19 protein-coding genes are annotated in these 17,685 nt (G+C 40.5%); 17 read left to right on the forward strand and 2 right to left on the reverse strand.

Annotation, left to right across the window (positions count from 1 at the left end):
• Nucleotides 1-3: 3 nt before the first annotated feature.
• The 11 genes from G4417_RS05615 to G4417_RS05665 all read left to right on the forward strand — a co-directional run bounded on the left by G4417_RS05615 (nucleotide 4) and on the right by G4417_RS05665 (nucleotide 9,688).
• The gene (locus G4417_RS05615; RefSeq protein WP_173682916.1) at nucleotides 4-822 is read left to right on the forward strand and encodes an alginate O-acetyltransferase AlgX-related protein; all 819 of its coding nucleotides are present in this window, start codon (nucleotides 4-6) and stop codon (nucleotides 820-822) included.
• Nucleotides 773-1,399: a hypothetical protein gene (locus G4417_RS05620; protein ID WP_173682917.1), complete on the forward strand. Its 627-nt coding sequence runs from the start codon at nucleotides 773-775 to the stop codon at nucleotides 1,397-1,399. Before G4417_RS05615 ends, G4417_RS05620 begins: the two co-directional genes overlap by 50 nt.
• The gene (locus G4417_RS05625; RefSeq protein WP_173682918.1) at nucleotides 1,396-2,340 is read left to right on the forward strand and encodes an SH3 domain-containing protein; all 945 of its coding nucleotides are present in this window, start codon (nucleotides 1,396-1,398) and stop codon (nucleotides 2,338-2,340) included. The genes G4417_RS05620 and G4417_RS05625 overlap by 4 nt, the downstream gene beginning before the upstream one ends.
• 333 nt (nucleotides 2,341-2,673) lie before the next feature.
• Nucleotides 2,674-2,949, forward strand: coding sequence for a DUF2325 domain-containing protein (locus tag G4417_RS05630; protein ID WP_008703057.1), 276 nt, complete (start codon nucleotides 2,674-2,676; stop codon nucleotides 2,947-2,949).
• A gap of 193 nt (nucleotides 2,950-3,142) precedes the next feature.
• Nucleotides 3,143-3,352, forward strand: a complete 210-nt coding sequence (locus G4417_RS05635; protein ID WP_008703058.1) for a FeoA family protein — start codon at nucleotides 3,143-3,145, stop codon at nucleotides 3,350-3,352.
• A 97-nt stretch (nucleotides 3,353-3,449) separates the two neighbouring features.
• A complete protein-coding gene (locus G4417_RS05640; protein ID WP_022380698.1) occupies nucleotides 3,450-3,671 on the forward strand; it encodes a FeoA family protein in 222 nt (73 codons plus the stop codon).
• Between the two features lie 165 nt (nucleotides 3,672-3,836).
• Entirely contained in the window at nucleotides 3,837-5,996 is a 2,160-nt protein-coding gene (feoB, locus tag G4417_RS05645) for a ferrous iron transport protein B (protein WP_173682919.1), read from the forward strand.
• A 213-nt stretch (nucleotides 5,997-6,209) separates the two neighbouring features.
• The gene (locus G4417_RS05650; RefSeq protein WP_008703063.1) at nucleotides 6,210-6,341 is read left to right on the forward strand and encodes a FeoB-associated Cys-rich membrane protein; all 132 of its coding nucleotides are present in this window, start codon (nucleotides 6,210-6,212) and stop codon (nucleotides 6,339-6,341) included.
• Between the two features lie 149 nt (nucleotides 6,342-6,490).
• Nucleotides 6,491-6,901, forward strand: a complete 411-nt coding sequence (locus G4417_RS05655) for a transcriptional repressor (RefSeq protein WP_008703065.1) — start codon at nucleotides 6,491-6,493, stop codon at nucleotides 6,899-6,901.
• A 355-nt stretch (nucleotides 6,902-7,256) separates the two neighbouring features.
• Nucleotides 7,257-7,592 carry a DUF6110 family protein gene (locus G4417_RS05660; protein ID WP_008703066.1) on the forward strand — a complete coding sequence of 112 codons (336 nt, stop codon included), beginning with the start codon at nucleotides 7,257-7,259 and terminating at the stop codon, nucleotides 7,590-7,592.
• Nucleotides 7,592-9,688, forward strand: coding sequence for a heavy metal translocating P-type ATPase (locus tag G4417_RS05665; protein ID WP_173682920.1), 2,097 nt, complete (start codon nucleotides 7,592-7,594; stop codon nucleotides 9,686-9,688). The genes G4417_RS05660 and G4417_RS05665 overlap by 1 nt, the downstream gene beginning before the upstream one ends.
• A 95-nt stretch (nucleotides 9,689-9,783) precedes the next feature.
• On the opposite strand, the gene G4417_RS05670 is transcribed toward G4417_RS05665, so the two are convergent.
• A complete protein-coding gene (locus G4417_RS05670) occupies nucleotides 9,784-10,158 on the reverse strand; it encodes a metal-dependent transcriptional regulator (RefSeq protein ID WP_173682921.1) in 375 nt (124 codons plus the stop codon).
• Nucleotides 10,159-10,481: 323 nt separating this feature from the next.
• Here G4417_RS05670 and G4417_RS05675 point away from each other — a divergent pair, with 323 nt between their 5' ends.
• From G4417_RS05675 to G4417_RS05685, 3 genes are all read left to right on the forward strand, one after another.
• The gene (locus tag G4417_RS05675) at nucleotides 10,482-10,700 is read left to right on the forward strand and encodes a cation transporter (RefSeq protein WP_008703069.1); all 219 of its coding nucleotides are present in this window, start codon (nucleotides 10,482-10,484) and stop codon (nucleotides 10,698-10,700) included.
• 114 nt (nucleotides 10,701-10,814) lie between these two features.
• Entirely contained in the window at nucleotides 10,815-12,680 is a 1,866-nt protein-coding gene (locus tag G4417_RS05680) for a heavy metal translocating P-type ATPase (RefSeq protein WP_173682922.1), read from the forward strand.
• A 59-nt stretch (nucleotides 12,681-12,739) separates the two neighbouring features.
• Nucleotides 12,740-13,102 carry an ArsR/SmtB family transcription factor gene (locus G4417_RS05685; RefSeq protein WP_008703071.1) on the forward strand — a complete coding sequence of 121 codons (363 nt, stop codon included), beginning with the start codon at nucleotides 12,740-12,742 and terminating at the stop codon, nucleotides 13,100-13,102.
• Between the two features lie 51 nt (nucleotides 13,103-13,153).
• On the opposite strand, the gene G4417_RS05690 is transcribed toward G4417_RS05685, so the two are convergent.
• A complete protein-coding gene (locus G4417_RS05690; RefSeq protein ID WP_008703072.1) occupies nucleotides 13,154-13,636 on the reverse strand; it encodes a Gx transporter family protein in 483 nt (160 codons plus the stop codon).
• Nucleotides 13,637-14,022: 386 nt separating this feature from the next.
• On the opposite strand from G4417_RS05690, the gene G4417_RS05695 reads away from it, so the two are divergent.
• The 3 genes from G4417_RS05695 to G4417_RS05705 all read left to right on the forward strand — a co-directional run bounded on the left by G4417_RS05695 (nucleotide 14,023) and on the right by G4417_RS05705 (nucleotide 17,576).
• The gene (locus G4417_RS05695) at nucleotides 14,023-15,999 is read left to right on the forward strand and encodes an Ig-like domain-containing protein (RefSeq protein ID WP_173682923.1); all 1,977 of its coding nucleotides are present in this window, start codon (nucleotides 14,023-14,025) and stop codon (nucleotides 15,997-15,999) included.
• Nucleotides 16,000-16,212: 213 nt separating this feature from the next.
• The gene (locus tag G4417_RS05700; RefSeq protein WP_173682924.1) at nucleotides 16,213-16,809 is read left to right on the forward strand and encodes an FMN-binding protein; all 597 of its coding nucleotides are present in this window, start codon (nucleotides 16,213-16,215) and stop codon (nucleotides 16,807-16,809) included.
• Nucleotides 16,806-17,576: a 4Fe-4S binding protein gene (locus G4417_RS05705; protein ID WP_173682925.1), complete on the forward strand. Its 771-nt coding sequence runs from the start codon at nucleotides 16,806-16,808 to the stop codon at nucleotides 17,574-17,576. The genes G4417_RS05700 and G4417_RS05705 overlap by 4 nt, the downstream gene beginning before the upstream one ends.
• Nucleotides 17,577-17,685 lie beyond the last annotated feature (109 nt).

Here is a 17,685-nt window from a genome sequence, read left to right on the forward strand (position 1 = left end):
GACATGAAAAAAGGTAAATTAATCTACAGTGTTTTATTTTTTGCCGTCTGCCTGTGCCCGTCAGTGGGGATGCTGATCGCCAAACCGGAGACTTCTTCTGAGAATCGCCAGCTTTCAGAATTTCCCACTCTCAAAACAGAAGAGGGAAAATGGAATGTAGAATGGCTTTCTCAGGCCGGAGATTATTTTCAGGAACATTTTGCTTTCAGAAATGAACTTGTTACCGGAAATGCCCTGCTGCATGGAAAGCTTCTGGAAACATCTACTGCAGACGGTGTGATCCAGGGGAAAAACGGATGGCTTTATTATAAAGATTCTCTGGATGATTATCTGGGGCAGAATCTGCTTTCAGACAGAAGTCTGTATAATATTGCACATATGCTGTCCATGACTCAGGAAGCTCTGAACGAAAAAGATGTGAAGTTTCTGTTTACAATCGCTCCGAATAAGAACTCTCTGTACGGTGAGAACATGCCATACTATGACAGCCTGAAGATAACAGATGAAACAAACCGTGAAAGGCTGACAAAAGTTTTGGAACAGGAGAACGTTTCTTACGCAGATTTGTATCAGGCATTTACAGATCAGGATGAAGTACTTTATCACGCAAGAGACTCCCACTGGAATAATAAAGGTGCTGCACTGGCAGCAGATGTTTTGATGACGGCCCTGAATAAAGAACACGATTCTTATACAGATGAGCCTTATGAAGTACGTAAAGATTATACCGGAGATCTGGATACAATGCTGTATCCTCTTGCAACAACTGCAGATGATGAAGTATATTATTGCAGTAGCTGGCAAGATCAACAGCAATTTTGATCCGCGTATCACAACAGTAAATCCGGTTAAGGAAGGCAGTCTTGTCATGTACAGAGATTCATTTGGAAATGCGCTGCTTCCATATATGGCTGATGCTTATGCAAATGCATATTTTTCCAGAGGAATTCCGTATCAGCTAAGTGATGTAGATACAATGAACGCTGATACGGTAGTGATAGAGCGAGCAGAGCGTTTTCTTCCGGAAATGTCACAGTTTCCGCCTGTTCTTACTGCAAAAGAAGTTTCGTTGACAGGTGAGGAGGAAAGTACTGCGACAGATGCAGCCTGGGATGTAAAAATGAAACCACAGGGAACCGTGGTTCAGGTTTCCGGCCGCATCAAAGAGGGATATCTGGATACAGATTCCCGGATTTATCTCAGGATAAACGGAACCGTATATGAAGCATTTCCTATGGATATTGCAGACGGAGACAGACTGGATGACAATGGCTTCTGTCTTTATATGCCTGCTGAGCTGGCACTGGCCGATGGAAATGATCTGGAAGTGCTGATAACAAAAGGTGATAAATATTTAAATATTTATAAAAACATCATTGAGGAGGACATCATACAATGAAAAGAAAAATAATCACAACACTTTTAAGCCTTTCTGTAGCAGGAACAATGGCATTTGCACCCGTAGCAGCGTTTGCAGCTTCAGATGATGCTGCACAGACTGCCAAGACAGAGAGCACCGATGAGAAAACTGAAGATGCTGATAAGGCAGAAGAAACAGCAGAAGATTTAACTGTCAAAACAGATACACAGGAAGTAACTGTTAAGAATCAGACAGGATACGCACTTACTGCCAAAGATCTGAAAGACGCCAAAGATGCTGATAAGGATGCTGACAAAAAAGAAGATGCTGTTGGAAAAACACTCACAGTAACAGGCAAAGATGAAACAGATCATGTTTTTGAAAATGTAGATCCTGATTCCTGGACAGACCCGGTTATCTACGATGAATATGGATTCCTTTATATTAAATATCAGGATGCGGATAAAAAGGAGCAGGAGATTGCTGAGACTGCTGACGAAAAAGAATGGGATTCCCCTCTTACCATGTATCTGTTATCTAATGTAAATGTACGTGAGCAGGCAGATAAAGAAAGCAAATCTCTGAAAGTTCTTTCAACAGGCACAGAGGTAAAGGCTGTCTCAATTGTTCCGGAATGGATCAAAATTGAAACAGATGAGGTGACAGGATATATTTATCATTCTTATATCACTGAGAATAAAGAAGCTGCTGATGCTAAAGTAAAAGCTGAAAAAGAAGCGAAAGAGGCAAAAGAAAAAGCTGCAGCAGAAGCTGCACAGGCTGCCGCTGCTTCTCAGGCTTCATCCTATGATAATTCCAGCGATTATTCTTATCAGGAACCTTCTTACTCCGAACCGGCAGCTCAGCCGTCAGCGCCATACGAAGTAAGCCGTCAGCAGTATGATGACTGCGATGGAAGCGGACACGGCTATTATGAGATTACATATTCTGACGGAAGCGTTTCCTACGAAGAATATTAATTATTGTTCCTGTGACCAATTAAGGAATAACCATCGTACATCTTACCGGAATACTGGATATGTGGCATTGCCGGAATGATGATTGTATAGCAATCCTCTAAAATAACATATATAGAGACTGCGGTACAGTTATAAATACTGTATGGCAGTCTTTTTTTACTCTGCGAATGATTATACTTCTGCAAAATTGTGAAAAGATATTGACAAACCCTATATGTTAGTTTATACTAACTTATAGTTAGCAAAAGATAACTATAAACAAAGCACAGAAAATGCTTAATTATTACCCTATAGCAATCCATAAAAGATGAGAAAACAAAAGGAGGATAATACATGAGTATTGTAATCGTAGGTGGACATGACAGAATGGTAGGACAGTACAAAAAAATCTGCAAATCTTATAAATGTAAATGTAAAGTATTTACACAGATGGAGGCAGACTTCGGCAAAAAGATAGGATGTCCGGATCTTCTGGTACTTTTTACAAATACTGTATCCCATAAGATGGTAAAATGCGCACTGGACGAGGTTGGCGCTTCTACAGATATTGTGCGCTGCCATACCAGCAGCGGAAATGCACTCAACGGTATTCTCGAAGCACGTTGCTGATAAATACTTTTCTTGTATATATTGCATAATATAGTGATAAATTAATGAAAAAATTATTAATGTTTTAAACTGAAAAACTTTATCATTAAAAATTTCAATAAAGTTATTGACATCTAACCAAAATTAGAATACACTAACCACATGATAAAGATAATGTTTATCACTTATTAAATGCAAAGGAAGGGATGAAGAAATGCCGTTATCAATGGTAAATGCCGGTGAACCTTTTACAATCAAAAGGATTGGAGGCAAAGAAGAAGTGAAGAGACATCTTGAGGAGCTCGGCTTCGTAGTAGGAGGAGTTGTCACAGTTGTTTCTGAGATTAACGGAAGCCTGATCGTTAATGTTAAAGAATCCAGGGTTGCCATTGGAAAAGATATGGCAAGCAAGATTATGGTCTGAACCATAATTTCTTCCTGAAAGAAAAATAAAATTCTAGAGCGTGCAGATTGTGGAAATGATTTTTCAGACACGCTCCGGGGAAAGAAGGGAAAGAAACTTGAAGACATTAAAAGAAGTTCATGTTGGAGAGACCGTTAAAGTCCAGAAACTTACCGGTGAAGGTCCAGTCAAGAGAAGAATCATGGATATGGGAATCACTAAAGGCGTGGAAATTTATGTAAGAAAAGTTGCACCTCTGGGAGATCCTGTAGAAGTAACTGTAAGAGGATATGAATTATCCTTACGTAAAGCAGATGCCGAAATGATTGTTGTGGAATAATTTTTTGACATCATGTTAGGTCTTTCTAACAATTAGTGCCATCTAATAGTTAATAAAAACTAAGTATTAGTGATGACTAATAACTGTTGAATGTGATATCAACAGCAGAAAGATTGGATAAAGCGATCAAAATAAAAGCGATCAAGAAATCAGAGGAGAGAGATTATGTCAGTAAAAATTGCACTCGCAGGTAATCCGAACTGTGGTAAAACGACATTGTTCAATGCACTGACCGGCTCAAATCAGTTTGTAGGTAACTGGCCAGGTGTAACTGTCGAGAAAAAAGAGGGTAAGCTGAAAGGACACAAAGATGTTGTTCTCACTGACTTACCCGGTATTTATTCTTTATCACCATATACACTTGAAGAAGTAGTTGCAAGAAATTACATTCTTCAGGAAAAACCGGATGCGATCATCAATATCGTTGATGGTACCAATATTGAACGTAACCTGTATCTTACAACACAGATTCTGGAACTTGGGATTCCGGTCATCATGGCAGTCAACATGATGGATATCGTTGAGAAAAACGGCGATACAATACATATTGATAAACTGAAAAAGAAACTTGGCTGTGAAGTTGTTACTATTTCTGCGCTGAAAGGAACTGGAATCACAGAAGCTGCAAATAAGGCAGTTTCCATTGCCCAGAGCCATAAGAAAATAACACCTGTCCATGAATTCTGTGATAAAGCAGAAGAAATCATCGGAGCAGTTGAGAATAAACTGACCGGTGTGGTACCGGAAGAACAGAAGAGATTCTTCGCAATCAAGCTTCTTGAAAGAGATGACAAGATCATTGAGCAGATGAATACATCCGTAAATGTATCTGCCGAGATCAAAGAAATGGAAGATGAGTTTGACGACGATACAGAAAGTATTATCACAAATGAGAGATATGTTTATATTTCTTCTATCATTGGTCAGTGTGTGACTAAGGCAAGAAAAGATAAGCTTTCCACATCTGATAAGATCGACCGTATTGTTACCAACAGATGGCTGGCACTGCCGATCTTTGCAGTTGTAATGTTTATCGTATATTATGTATCTGTAACTACAGTTGGTGCTTTCGTAACTGACTGGACAAACGATGTTCTGTTTGGTGAGATCATTCCTCCGGCAATTGAATCAGGGCTGAATGCGATTGGCTGTGCAGCATGGTTACAGGGACTGATCCTTGACGGTATTGTAGCCGGTGTGGGAGCTGTTCTCGGTTTCGTACCTCAGATGCTTGTACTGTTTGCATTCCTTGCATTCCTTGAGTCCTGTGGTTACATGGCTCGTGTAGCATTCATCATGGACAGAATTTTCCGTAAATTCGGTCTTTCAGGTAAATCCTTCATTCCAATGCTTATCGGCAGTGGATGCGGTGTTCCAGGTGTTATGGCTTCCCGTACGATCGAGAATGACCGTGACAGAAAGATGACAATCATGACAACTACATTCGTTCCCTGCGGAGCTAAACTTCCGATCATTGCCATGATCGCAGGTGCATTCTTCGGAAACAGCGGATGGGTTGCAACAAGTTGTTACTTTGTCGGTATCGCAGCAATTATCTGCTCCGGTATCATCTTAAAGAAAACAAAAATGTTTGCCGGTGATCCGGCTCCGTTCGTTATGGAGCTTCCTGCATACCACTGGCCAACAGTCAGCAACATCTTAAGAAGTATGTGGGAAAGAGGCTGGTCCTTCATTAAGAAAGCCGGAACAATCATCCTTCTTTCAACAATCATTCTGTGGTTCTTAATGAGCTTCGGATGGGAAGGCGGAAGCTTCGGTATGGTTGAAGAGCTTAACGAGAGTATCCTTTCTAAGATCGGTACAGCAATCGCATGGATCTTTGCACCTCTTGGCTGGACAAAAGCCGGCGAAGGATGGAAGATGGCAGTTGCAGCTGTTACAGGTCTGATCGCAAAAGAGAATGTAGTAGCTACATTTGGTATGCTTTATGGATTCGCAGAAGTTGCAGAAGACGGTGCTGAGATCTGGGGTAACCTTGCAGCAGCCATGACACCGATCGCAGCTTATGGCTTCCTGGTATTCAACCTTCTTTGTGCTCCTTGCTTCGCAGCTATGGGTGCGATCAAGAGAGAGATGAACAATACAAAATGGTTTTTATTTGCGATCGGATATCAGTGTGGACTTGCATATCTTGTGTCTCTGTGTATCTATCAGATCGGTACACTGGTTACAGGCGGCGGTTTCGGTATCTGGACAGTGGTTGCATTCGCAATTATCATCGGATTTTTATATCTGCTGTTCAGACCTTATAAGGAAAGCGGCAGCCTTAATGTAAAGGTAAAGGGTATGGCAAAAGCCAGATAAAACAGTAATAAGATCAGAGCCTGCGTCCCATCTGGTGGTGCGGGTTCTGATAAACAGAATTGCAACTGTTTCATACCTTTTTCATCGCGGAGCGTGTTACTGAGAACGAAGTGAACAGTAACGTATCTTCACAGTTAGTGGACTGCTGATTATCAGATTGCAGTATAGTGATTATATGTGTATGATAATGATATAAAGCAGGAGGTGTCATTTATGGGAACATTGATTGTAGGAGCAATTTTGATTTTAATTGTCGGACTGATCATAAGAGGAATCGTCAGAGACAAAAAAAGCGGCAAGTCATCATGTGGCGGAGACTGCAGCCACTGCAGAGGGTGCCATTGAGAATCAGGCATATTACTGAAACCTGATGCCAAACAGCAGCCATATGTCAGGAAACAGAAATTAACAAGCGGAAGGATGATGTGATTTTGGGAGCAGCAGCATTACAGAGACAGGAAAATTGTAAAGAGCCCAATTACCAGAGAACCCGAATGCAGAAAGATGTTGTAATCCAGGAATTAAAGAAGCGAGGATGCAGGATTACCAAACAGAGAAGAATGCTGTTGGAAGTCATTCTTGAAAATGAGTGTTCCTGCTGTAAAGAAATCTATTACAACGCATCCCGCCTGGATCCGGGCATCGGATCAGCTACGGTGTACCGTATGGTAAACCTTTTGGAAGAAATTGGTGCGATCAGCAGAAGAAATATGTATAAAATCGTGAGAAATCCGGATTGTAAAGATGAAAGTGTATGCACCATCGAGCTGGATGATAATACAGTCCAGAAATTATCAAAAGACAGTTTTAATAATGTAGTCCTGACAGGACTGAAGGCCTGTGGATACATTGATAAACAGGAAATCGAGCGGATGTTCGTAAATTCCTGTGATTTTAAACATTGAAAACAAGTAAAAATTTAAATAGAGAACGAACTGATGACCGCCGGGAAATACTGAAGAGTATAATTTCCGGTGGCTTTCTTATATTTCTTCAGGTTTTTATCCTCTTTTTGCAATACAATTTCCGGCAACCTTCTTGATATATATCATATATCTGAAATGAGAACATTTCTCAACAAGAAGAAAAAAGTAGAAATATGAGAATTTTGGCTGTATAATACATGAAATATAAATAAGCTGATGTCGCAATAATGCGTTTGCCCATCATATTTATCTGAAAACAGTTCATAACTGTTCAGCACCGAAAGGATGCTGAGTGGTTACAATAAATTAAAAATCACAACAGGAGGATACATCAATGATTAAATTTGACGGTAAAAAAACAGGAATCTTTGCAGCAGGAGTAGCTTTCGGTACAGCAGGTATCAAGATTCTTACAAGTAAAGATGCAAAGAAATTATACACAAACTGCACAGCAGCCGTTTTACGTGCAAAGGCATGTGTAATGAAAACAGCTTCCGCAATTCAGGAGAATGCTGAGGATATTTATGCAGAAGCACAGCAGATCAACGAAGACAGAGCAGCAGCTGAGGAAGTGGTAGAAGATACAGCTGACGAAGCAGCAGAAGAAACAGAAGAGACAACAGATTTCAAAGAAGAGACAGAAGAAACAGAAGAAGGCAGCGAGGAATAATGAAATTTGCTATTAAGCATGAAATAAAAGGACGAATTCGTATCCACCTTGCGCAGAAACACATGACCTACAGACAGGCGGATATTCTGCAGTGTTATCTGGAGAAAGAGGCAAATATCAGCAAGGCATCGGTTTATGTAAGAACTCAGGATGTCGCTGTTGTCTATACCGGCAGCAGAGATGGGCTGATTCGTTTACTGAGCAGATTTTCCTATGAAACTGCTCAGGTATCTGAATCAGCACTTGAGAATTCCGGACGTGAATTAAACGAAACCTATAAAGAAAAACTGATCAACTCTGTAGTAATGCGTACATTAAATAAAATGTTTTTGCCATACCCGGTACGTGTAGCGATCACTACAGTGAAATCAGTGAAATACATTTATCAAGGTGTACGTACTTTGATGAAGGGAAAACTGGAGGTACCTGTACTGGATGCAACAGCAATCGGTGTATCTATGCTCCGCGGTGACTTCAATACTGCAGGTTCCACCATGTTCCTGCTTGGAATCGGTGAGATTCTTGAGGAATGGACACATAAGAAATCCGTCAATGACCTTGCAAGAAGCATGTCTATCAATGCAGAGAAAGTATGGTTTGTAAACGAAGACGGACAGGAGGTTCTTATATCTGCTTCTTCTGTTAAAGCAGGTGATCTGATACGCGTACATATGGGTAATGTGATTCCGTTTGACGGAAATGTTGCAGCAGGAGAAGCAATGGTCAACCAGACTTCTCTGACAGGTGAATCTGCGCCTGTACGTAAAGCAGAAGGCAGCTTTGCCTATGCAGGAACTGTTCTGGAAGAGGGCGAACTCACTGTTAAGGTTAAAGAAGCAGCAGGCTCCAGCCGCTATGAGAAGATCGTCAACATGATCGAGGATTCTGAGAAGCTGAAATCCTCTGTGGAAAGTAATGCAGAACATCTTGCAGACAGACTTGTGCCATACACTCTTGCAGGTACAGGGATAACTTATCTGCTTACCAGAAACATGACGAAAACCCTTGCGGTACTTATGGTAGATTTCTCCTGCGCACTGAAGCTTGCCATGCCTGTTTCCGTATTATCCGCTATACGTGAGGCAAGTACTCACAGTATTACTGTAAAGGGCGGTAAATATATGGAAGCAATGGCTGATGCCACGACTATTGTATTTGACAAGACAGGTACACTTACAAAAGCAAAGCCTGTAGTTTCAGATGTGGTATCTTTCAGTGAAGAGCTGAGTTCAGATGAGCTTCTGCGTATTGCAGCATGTATGGAGGAACATTTCCCTCATTCCATGGCAAGAGCAGTTGTCAATGCAGCCAAAGAGAAACATCTTGTTCATGAGGAAATGCATTCAAAAGTAGAATATATCGTAGCTCATGGTATTTCTACAACTATTGAAGGCAAAAAGGCAGTGATCGGAAGCTGGCATTTCGTAATGGAAGATGAAAAGTGTGTAATTCCGGAAGGAATGGAAGACAGATTTGAACACCTGCCATTAGAATGTTCTCACCTGTATCTTGCAATCGAAGGAAAACTTGCAGCAGTTATCTGTGTAGAGGATCCGCTTCGTGAAGAGGCTGCAGATGCAGTACGTGAATTAAAAGAAGCCGGCATTACAAAAGTCGTAATGATGACCGGTGACAGTGAACGTACAGCAGCAGCTATTGCGAAACGTGTAGGCGTAGATGAATATTACTCCGAAGTTCTGCCGGAAGATAAGGCATCTTTTGTAGAGAAAGAAAAAGAACTGGGTCATAAAGTTATTATGATCGGTGATGGGATCAATGATTCTCTGGCACTTTCTTCTGCAAGTGTGGGAATTGCTATCAGTGATGGCGCAGCTATTGCACGTGAGATCGCAGATGTTACAATTTCTGCAGATAATCTCCATGAGATTGTTACGTTAAAGAGACTGAGTACAGCGCTGATGAAGCGTATCCATAATAATTACAGAACTATTATCGGTATAAACGGCGGTCTGATCGCACTTGGAGTTACAGGTATCATTATGCCTACAACATCCGCACTGCTTCATAACATGTCAACACTGACTATCAGTTTAAGAAGTATGAGAAATCTTCTTCCAAAAGAAGAGGAAGCATAAAGATAACCATAAAAAACCATATCCGGGATTTCATGATAAAGCAACAGATGCTTAGTCTCTGAAAATCCGGGATATGGTTTTTATTATGTTTTTATTTAATTTTCAAGCGTGCCTGCAATAGACTTCTTAATGGCAGCAAAACTCTCTGCGCTGATCGCATGCTCCATCTTACAGGCATCCTCGGCTGCAACCTTCGGGTCAACTCCGATAGAAGTCAGCCATCCTGTCAGAAAGGTATGTCTTTCATAAATCTTATCTGCAATTTCCTGCCCGGTTTCCGTCAGATTGATAAATCCGTTCTCATCAATCGTAATGTAATTACTGGCTTTCAAATTCTTCATTGCAACACTGACACTCGGTTTTGAAAAAGACAGTTCATGCGCAATGTCGATAGAGCGGACATTACCGTTTCTTTTTTTGATCATAAGGATCGCTTCGAGATAATCTTCTCCTGATTCATGTATCGCCATATTGATACTCCCTCCTTTTTTCTTTCCGATATTGCTGCTGTGAACTGCTGTACGCAAAAGTACAGGCAGTTATGTTCTGTCAAAGAGTATCATATTTCTTTTTATGATTTTGATACCTGCCGGATAATAATATCCTGTTTTTTAAAACATTAAAGCAACACGTTAAACTATAATAACATGGATTATAACATAACTTTTTATTTCCGTAAAGAAATCTCCTCAAAACTATTGACAGAAGAGAAAATAAGGTTATAATAAAATCAAACAAATGAACAAGTGCTCATATGTTAATATAAAAGAGATGAGCGGAAAGGGAAAATATTATGAAGAAAACTTATAAAATCGATGTAGACTGTGCAAATTGTGCTAATAAAATGGAGGAAGCTGCCAGGAATACAGCCGGTGTTAAAGATGCAACAGTTAATTTCATGATGCTGAAGATGATCGTTGAATTCGAAGACGGACAGGATCCAAAAGCAGTTATGAAAGACGTATTAAAGAACTGCAAGAAGGTAGAAGACGACTGTGAGATCTATCTTTAATTTTGAGTTATCCGGAGAATGGACTGTTGCATAAAACGTATCCCGGCACTGAGCTTTTCGCCGGAAAGTTTTTTTGCAGCGGTCCTGCTTTTATAAGAAGAGAGAGGTATTGATATGAACAAGAAGCAGAAGAAAATGCTGATCAGAATTATCATAGCAGCAGTGCTGATCGTGGTCTTTTCCTTACTGCCGGCAGAGGGCTACCTGAGATTTGTTCTTTTTATGATCCCATATCTGGTTATCGGCTATGATATCCTGAAGAAAGCATTTAAGGGTATTTTAAATAAACAGGTGTTTGACGAGAACTTTCTGATGGCTGTAGCCACAGTAGGTGCAATTCTCCTTGGCGATTATTCCGAGGGTGTTGCAGTTATGCTTTTCTACCAGATTGGAGAACTTTTCCAGAGCTATGCAGTGGGAAAGAGCAGACGAAACATCAGTGAACTGATGGATATCCGTCCTGATTATGCGAACATAGAGAAAGACGGAACACTGGAACAGGTTGATCCTGATGAAGTTGAGATCGGAACCATTATTGTTGTTCAGCCGGGTGAAAAAGTACCGATCGATGGAGTGATCACCGAGGGAACTTCTACATTAAATACAAGTGCACTGACAGGTGAGAGTCTTCCGCGTGATGCAAAAGCAGGCGATGAAGTGATCAGTGGCTGTATCAATATGACAGGTCTGCTGAAGATCCGTACAACTAAAGAATTCGGTGAATCTACAGTATCCAAGATCCTTGAACTGGTAGAGAATTCCAGCTCCAGAAAGTCAAAATCTGAAAACTTTATTTCCAAATTTGCGAAATACTATACACCTGCAGTATGTTACGGAGCCCTTGCTCTTGCATTTATCCCGCCGATCGTACTTCTTATTATGGGAAAATCTGCCATGTGGGGAGACTGGATCTACAGAGCTCTTACCTTCCTTGTAATCAGCTGTCCATGTGCGCTGGTCATCAGCATCCCGTTAAGTTTCTTCGCAGGAATCGGCGGAGCCAGCAATCAGGGCATTTTGGTCAAGGGTTCCAACTATCTGGAAACACTGGCTCAGACAAAATATGTTGTATTTGACAAAACAGGTACTATGACTCAGGGTGTCTTCGAAGTAAGTGGTATTCATCACAATAAAATGCCTGATGAGAAATTGTTAGAATATGCAGCACTTGCCGAGTGTTCTTCCTCCCATCCGATCAGCAAGAGCCTGCAGAAAGCATACGGAAAACCAATCGACAGAAATCGTGTTACTGATATTGAAGAAATCAGTGGTAATGGTGTGATTGCCAAAGTTGACGGTGTATCTGTAGCTGCCGGTAATACCAAATTAATGAACAGACTTGGCATTGCTTATCAGGATTGCCATCATGTAGGAACTGTTGTGCATATGGCCATTGACGGCAAATATGCAGGGCATATCCTGATATCCGATATCATCAAACCTCATGCAAAAGAGGCAATCGCTGAACTGAAGAAAGCCGGAATCAGCAAGACCGTTATGCTGACAGGCGACTCAAAACGTGTTGCAGATCAGGTTGCCGGGGAACTGGGAATTCAGGAAGTATACAGCGAACTTTTACCTGCTGACAAAGTTTCCAGGGTAGAAGAACTTCTTAATCAGAAGTCTGAAAAGGCTAAACTTGCGTTTGTAGGTGACGGTATCAATGATGCCCCTGTATTATCCAGAGCCGATATTGGTATTGCGATGGGAGCGCTTGGTTCAGATGCAGCAATCGAAGCAGCAGATATCGTTCTGATGGATGATGATCCTCTGAAGATTTCCAAAGCGATCAAAATTGCACGTAAATGTATCCGTATTGTATATGAAAATATTTATTTTGCAATCGGCATTAAAATTCTCTGCCTGATCCTTGGAGCTTTAGGTATTGCAAACATGTGGGTGGCCATTTTTGCAGATGTAGGTGTTATGATCCTGGCAGTATTAAACGCGATCCGTACATTATTTGTAAAGAATTTATAAGAAACAGGCAAATCAGCAGAAACCTTTTGTGATAAGCCGGAAAGGTAACAGGTAAGAAAATGGAAGTATGCAAAGAAGAATTATGTGAGAGTAATGAAATACATGAAGATCTGCTTAAAATTGTAGATGAAACCCTGCCGGAAGAAACAGAGCTTTATGATCTGGCCGAATTATTCAAGGTTTTCGGAGACTCTACCAGAATACGCATTTTGTTTGTTTTGTTTGAGGCAGAGGTATGCGTCTGCGATCTCGCTAAAGCATTGAATATGACTCAGTCTGCGATTTCTCATCAGCTTCGTATTCTGAAACAGAATAAACTGGTAAAGAGCCGCAGAGAGGGAAAATCTATTTTCTATTCTCTGGCAGATGATCATGTCCGCACGATTATCAACCAGGGACGGGAACATATAGAAGAAGATTGAAAAAAGCATCAGTTATCTGAAAGATTATAAATTCAGATAACTGATGCTTTTTTATAGATGAACTCTTTTCAAAATCTCGTTAGTAAGTCCGCCGATTACTACTCCGGCAGCAACACCTGCCACTAGAAGTGCCGGTGCGTATACAAACACACTTGCATTTTGTACGATCAGCATGGCAATGATCAACTGACCGATATTATGGGAAACACCTCCTGCAACGCTGACACCGATCAGACTGAAGGAGGTTTTTTTCAGCATAAGTGTCATAACTGTCATACTAAGCGCGGCCCCTGCCAGACTGTACAGGATACTGAACAGATTTCCGAACATAAATCCGATCACCAGAATGCGGACAACAGAAACCAGGGCAGCCTCCCTAAATGAATATTTCTTCAAAATAAAAAGTACTCCCAGATTGGCAAGTCCAAGTTTAATCCCCGGAATCCCCGCAAAAACCGGCACCAGTGATTCCACATATCCCAGAATGATTGCCACAGCTGAAAAAAGTCCAAGGCAGGCTGTTTTTTGCTTCATAAATCTATTTTCTCCTCTCAAAAAAATCCAAAATGGAATTCTCAGAATTTCTCAGACATTTTAACATAGAAAAAATATTCCCGCAACCATAAGTTAGATGTAACTAATACTGATTTTTACTGAAAGCATTTATTGAGAAAAAATGACGAATATCCCAGGCAAAAAAGTGTGGATTTTTTCAGACAGACATGTTACTATTTCATAAGTTAGTAGTAACTAATTTATATAATTACTGCTGACAGCATACCTATAGCAATCCTATATGAATATCTTTGGCAGAAGTCACTCCCTTTTGGTAAAAGTAAAATCCCTTTGGTTAATAAGTTGATTAACCCTCTGGTAAGAGTGATTCCGCAAAAAGAAAAATTTTAGAAGAGGAGAAAACCATGACAAACAAAAAGCTTATGAAAAAAATAGCACCTGTTGTAATGAGTGCCGCAGTTGCTATGACCAGCATGCCATATGCAGTTCTGGCATCTGATTTTACAGACAGTGAGGTAATTACAGACAGCACAGATTTCTCTGTTTCCGAAGAGTTTGCCGCTGAGGATGCGCAGGAAGAATTTACCACCGAAGATGTCCAGGATGCTTTTGCTGCAGAAGCACAGCAGGGCGAAGCTTATGTGCTTATGAATATTCCATACGATGATTTCTACAAGGCAGAACTGAAAAATAATGATGTAAAAGTTGATGCCTTTACATCTGCAACTCTTAATAAATCAAGAACCGCAGGTATGATGAACGGAAATTCCGCTTATCACGTAGACCCCAATGGAACCGATGTAACAGGTGTTACTTTCCCTGTAAAGGTCAGTGATCTTTCCCTTCTGAAAGACCAGAAGCAGGTCACAGATTCCGACTCTGTAACGATCACAGTGACAAACAGAGGACAGACAAGCAGCAACACCTATACAGGAAAAGATTCCCTGATTGAAAATGCCTCTTACTCTTATTACATTTTAAGTGAAACACCGTCTTATTACAAAGAACTTACTGTAAATGCAGATGGTAGCTATTCTTTCTCAGCAATGAAAGGTGCCCAGACAAAGAACGTTACTATTGATGCTACATTAAAAACAGAAACAAATTACGGTGATTATGAGCTTGATCTTAACAATGAGGCTTTTGCAGCAGTAATTGATACAAATACAGATAAAATCTATGGTGTAACCGTAAATACTACAGACGGAACCAACTATGGCCTGCGTCATCTGGAGAATATCTGGCGTGGAAGTATGCTTTCCTGGGGAACCGGATATACAACAGAAGTTCACGGATGCCCTGTTTCTTCTGCACATTATAAATCAATCATGGGAAAAACAATTGACAGCGTTACTTATTACACAGATAAGGGTATGATCATTTTTGATGTTCCGGATGTAAAGGTGCAGACAACTACAGGAATTAAGGCAACAGTAGCAGATATTATGAATACAGACTCATCTGCAGCAGTTACCTTTGACCAGGCTCTGCCTGCAGACTTCAAGGCACAGTATACTGTAGACAAAACAGTGGTTTCCTGCACAGACGGAAAACTTGCAGTTGGAGCTCTTGCATTGGGAACACATAAGGTTGAAATTGCAGATGCCAGCGGAAAATATGCAGCCATTGTAACTGAATTTACAGTAAATACAGACAAAATGCCGGCTTCTTATGACAGTAACGAGACAAAACTGGTTGCAGCAAAAGGCATTACAGCAGAAGAGTTCTCTGCATACATTAAGAGCATCAGCAAAGTAAAAGTTGATGATACAGAATATGCCGCAACAGGAAGAGGAAGCAAGGTCATTGTAAAAGAAGATGGAACTCTTGATCTCACAGATCTTCAGGTGACAGACACAACTGTTTTCGAAATAACTGCTGTAGGATATAAGAATAATCTTACTTTTACTTACAAAGAAGCAGAAAATACATTTGAATTAAATACTTCTTCCAAGACTCTTTATACAAAAGGCAGTACAAAAACTACTCTCAAAGTTACAACAAACCTTACAGATAAAATCACATGGAAATCCAGCAATACAAAAGTGGCTTCTGTAAACAGCAAAGGTGTTGTAACTGCTAAGGCAAAAGGAACAGCAGTGATCACAGCATCCTGCGGAGAATACAAAGTAACCTGCAAGATAACAGTTAAAAATCCATCCCTGAAACTTAGCAAATCTTCAGCAACTGTAAAAGTTGGAAAAACAACAAAAATTTCTGCAAAGGCAACTCCATCAGGAAAGGTTACTTACAAGTCAAGCAACAGCAAGATTGCAACAGTAAGCTCCAAAGGCGTTGTAAAAGGAAAGAAAAAAGGTACTGCCAAAATCACAGTAACCTGCAATGGTGTTAAGAAGGTATTTACAGTAAAAGTAAAATAAACGATAACAGGTAAATAATTCACACAATAAATGACCTCGGATTTTGCTCCGGGGTCATCTTAATGAGAAAAAAACAACATTAGAAGAATCTGTTATATATAGATTTTTATATACTAAAATGATACACTTTTAAAGTTAGTTATGATTAAGTTTTGCTTCATCCAAAAACAGATATCATATCCGGCAAAAATAAAATGAAGGAGAGGAAACAACGTGAATAATCAAAATTTTTATCTGCGTCTGATCGCACTTTTGCTGATTATCATGGCGGTATTTTTCTATAACGGAACAGTAAAAGATAAGGAACAGGCCCAAGATATTGCAGACCTGACTGCAAAAACAGAGAGTCTGGAGAAACAGCAGGACCAGATCCTTACAGCATTAAAGGAAACTTATGAGGAACAGAAAACAGCAGCAGAAAGTAATGCTTCTTCTGATGTATCTTCGGAAGCTGATAATAAATCCGAAAAAGATTCCACAGAGGATAAAGAAAATACAGAGCAGGCAGATTCTGAAGAAGCTGATGATTCTGACAATGTATATAAAAATGGCACTTTCGAAGGTTCCGGAACCGGATACGGTGGAACGATCACTGTCCAGGTAACTCTGGAAGACGATACCATTACAGCAGTCAGTGTAGTCAGTGCACCGGGAGAGGACAGTGCCTATCTGTCTCAGGGAGAAAACGTGATCAACAGCATTATCAGCGAGCAGAGCACAGATGTTGACACCATTTCCGGAGCAACTTTCAGTTCTACGGGTATCTTAGAAGCAGTAAATGACGCATTATCAAAGGCGGAAAACGCATGAAAAAGAAACAACGAAAGGTACGGCTGATCCGTGCCGCCATACAGCTTATATTTTTTATAGCAGCGCCCTCCCTTTTTTCTACGGCATTTGCAGGAATCAAATCCATCTTTCTTGCAATCGGAGGACAGCAGAGTGTAACCTGGAACTCTTTTCTGGATATCACGGCATTACTGTTGATCATTACCATTCTGTTCGGACGCCATTTCTGCGGTTATGCCTGTGCGTTTGGCTCGTTGGGAGACGCTCTGTATGAGCTTACCGCGTTTATCCGCACGAAATGCTTTGGAAAAAAGAAAAAACATGGATATCCTGAAGAATGGGTGCACAGATTACAGAAAGTAAAATATGTGATTCTTGCATTTCTGCTTCTTTCCTGCATAACAGGATTCTATTCCAAATTACAGGGAATGAGTCCATGGGATGTATTCTCCATGCTTACAACAGGCAGACTGCCGAAATCTACCTACATTGTGGGAACAGTTCTGCTGATCCTGATTATGGTCGGAATGTGTACACAGGAGCGTTTCTTCTGCCAGTTTCTCTGTCCTATGGGAGCAGTATTTGCAATTATGCCGATTATTCCGGGAGCACTTTTCAAACGAAATCGTTCAAACTGTGTACCAAAGTGCACTCTCTGCAAGAAGAGATGCCCCGCACACCTGGATATTGACGGCGATACTGCACATTCAGGGGAATGCATCTGCTGTCACGCCTGCACTGCTGTCTGCCCAAGGAGAAATATTCATACAGTTGTTGATAAAAATTAGCAACTGCTAACTTATTGAGAAAATTTGATTAGTAAGAACTAACTATATTGGTAGACATACACTCCGTACAGTGATATAGTCTATAGAGTTAGTTGACAACAACAATAAG

It is taken from the genome of Blautia wexlerae (assembly GCF_013300825.1).
Classification (GTDB): domain Bacteria; phylum Bacillota; class Clostridia; order Lachnospirales; family Lachnospiraceae; genus Blautia_A; species Blautia_A wexlerae_B.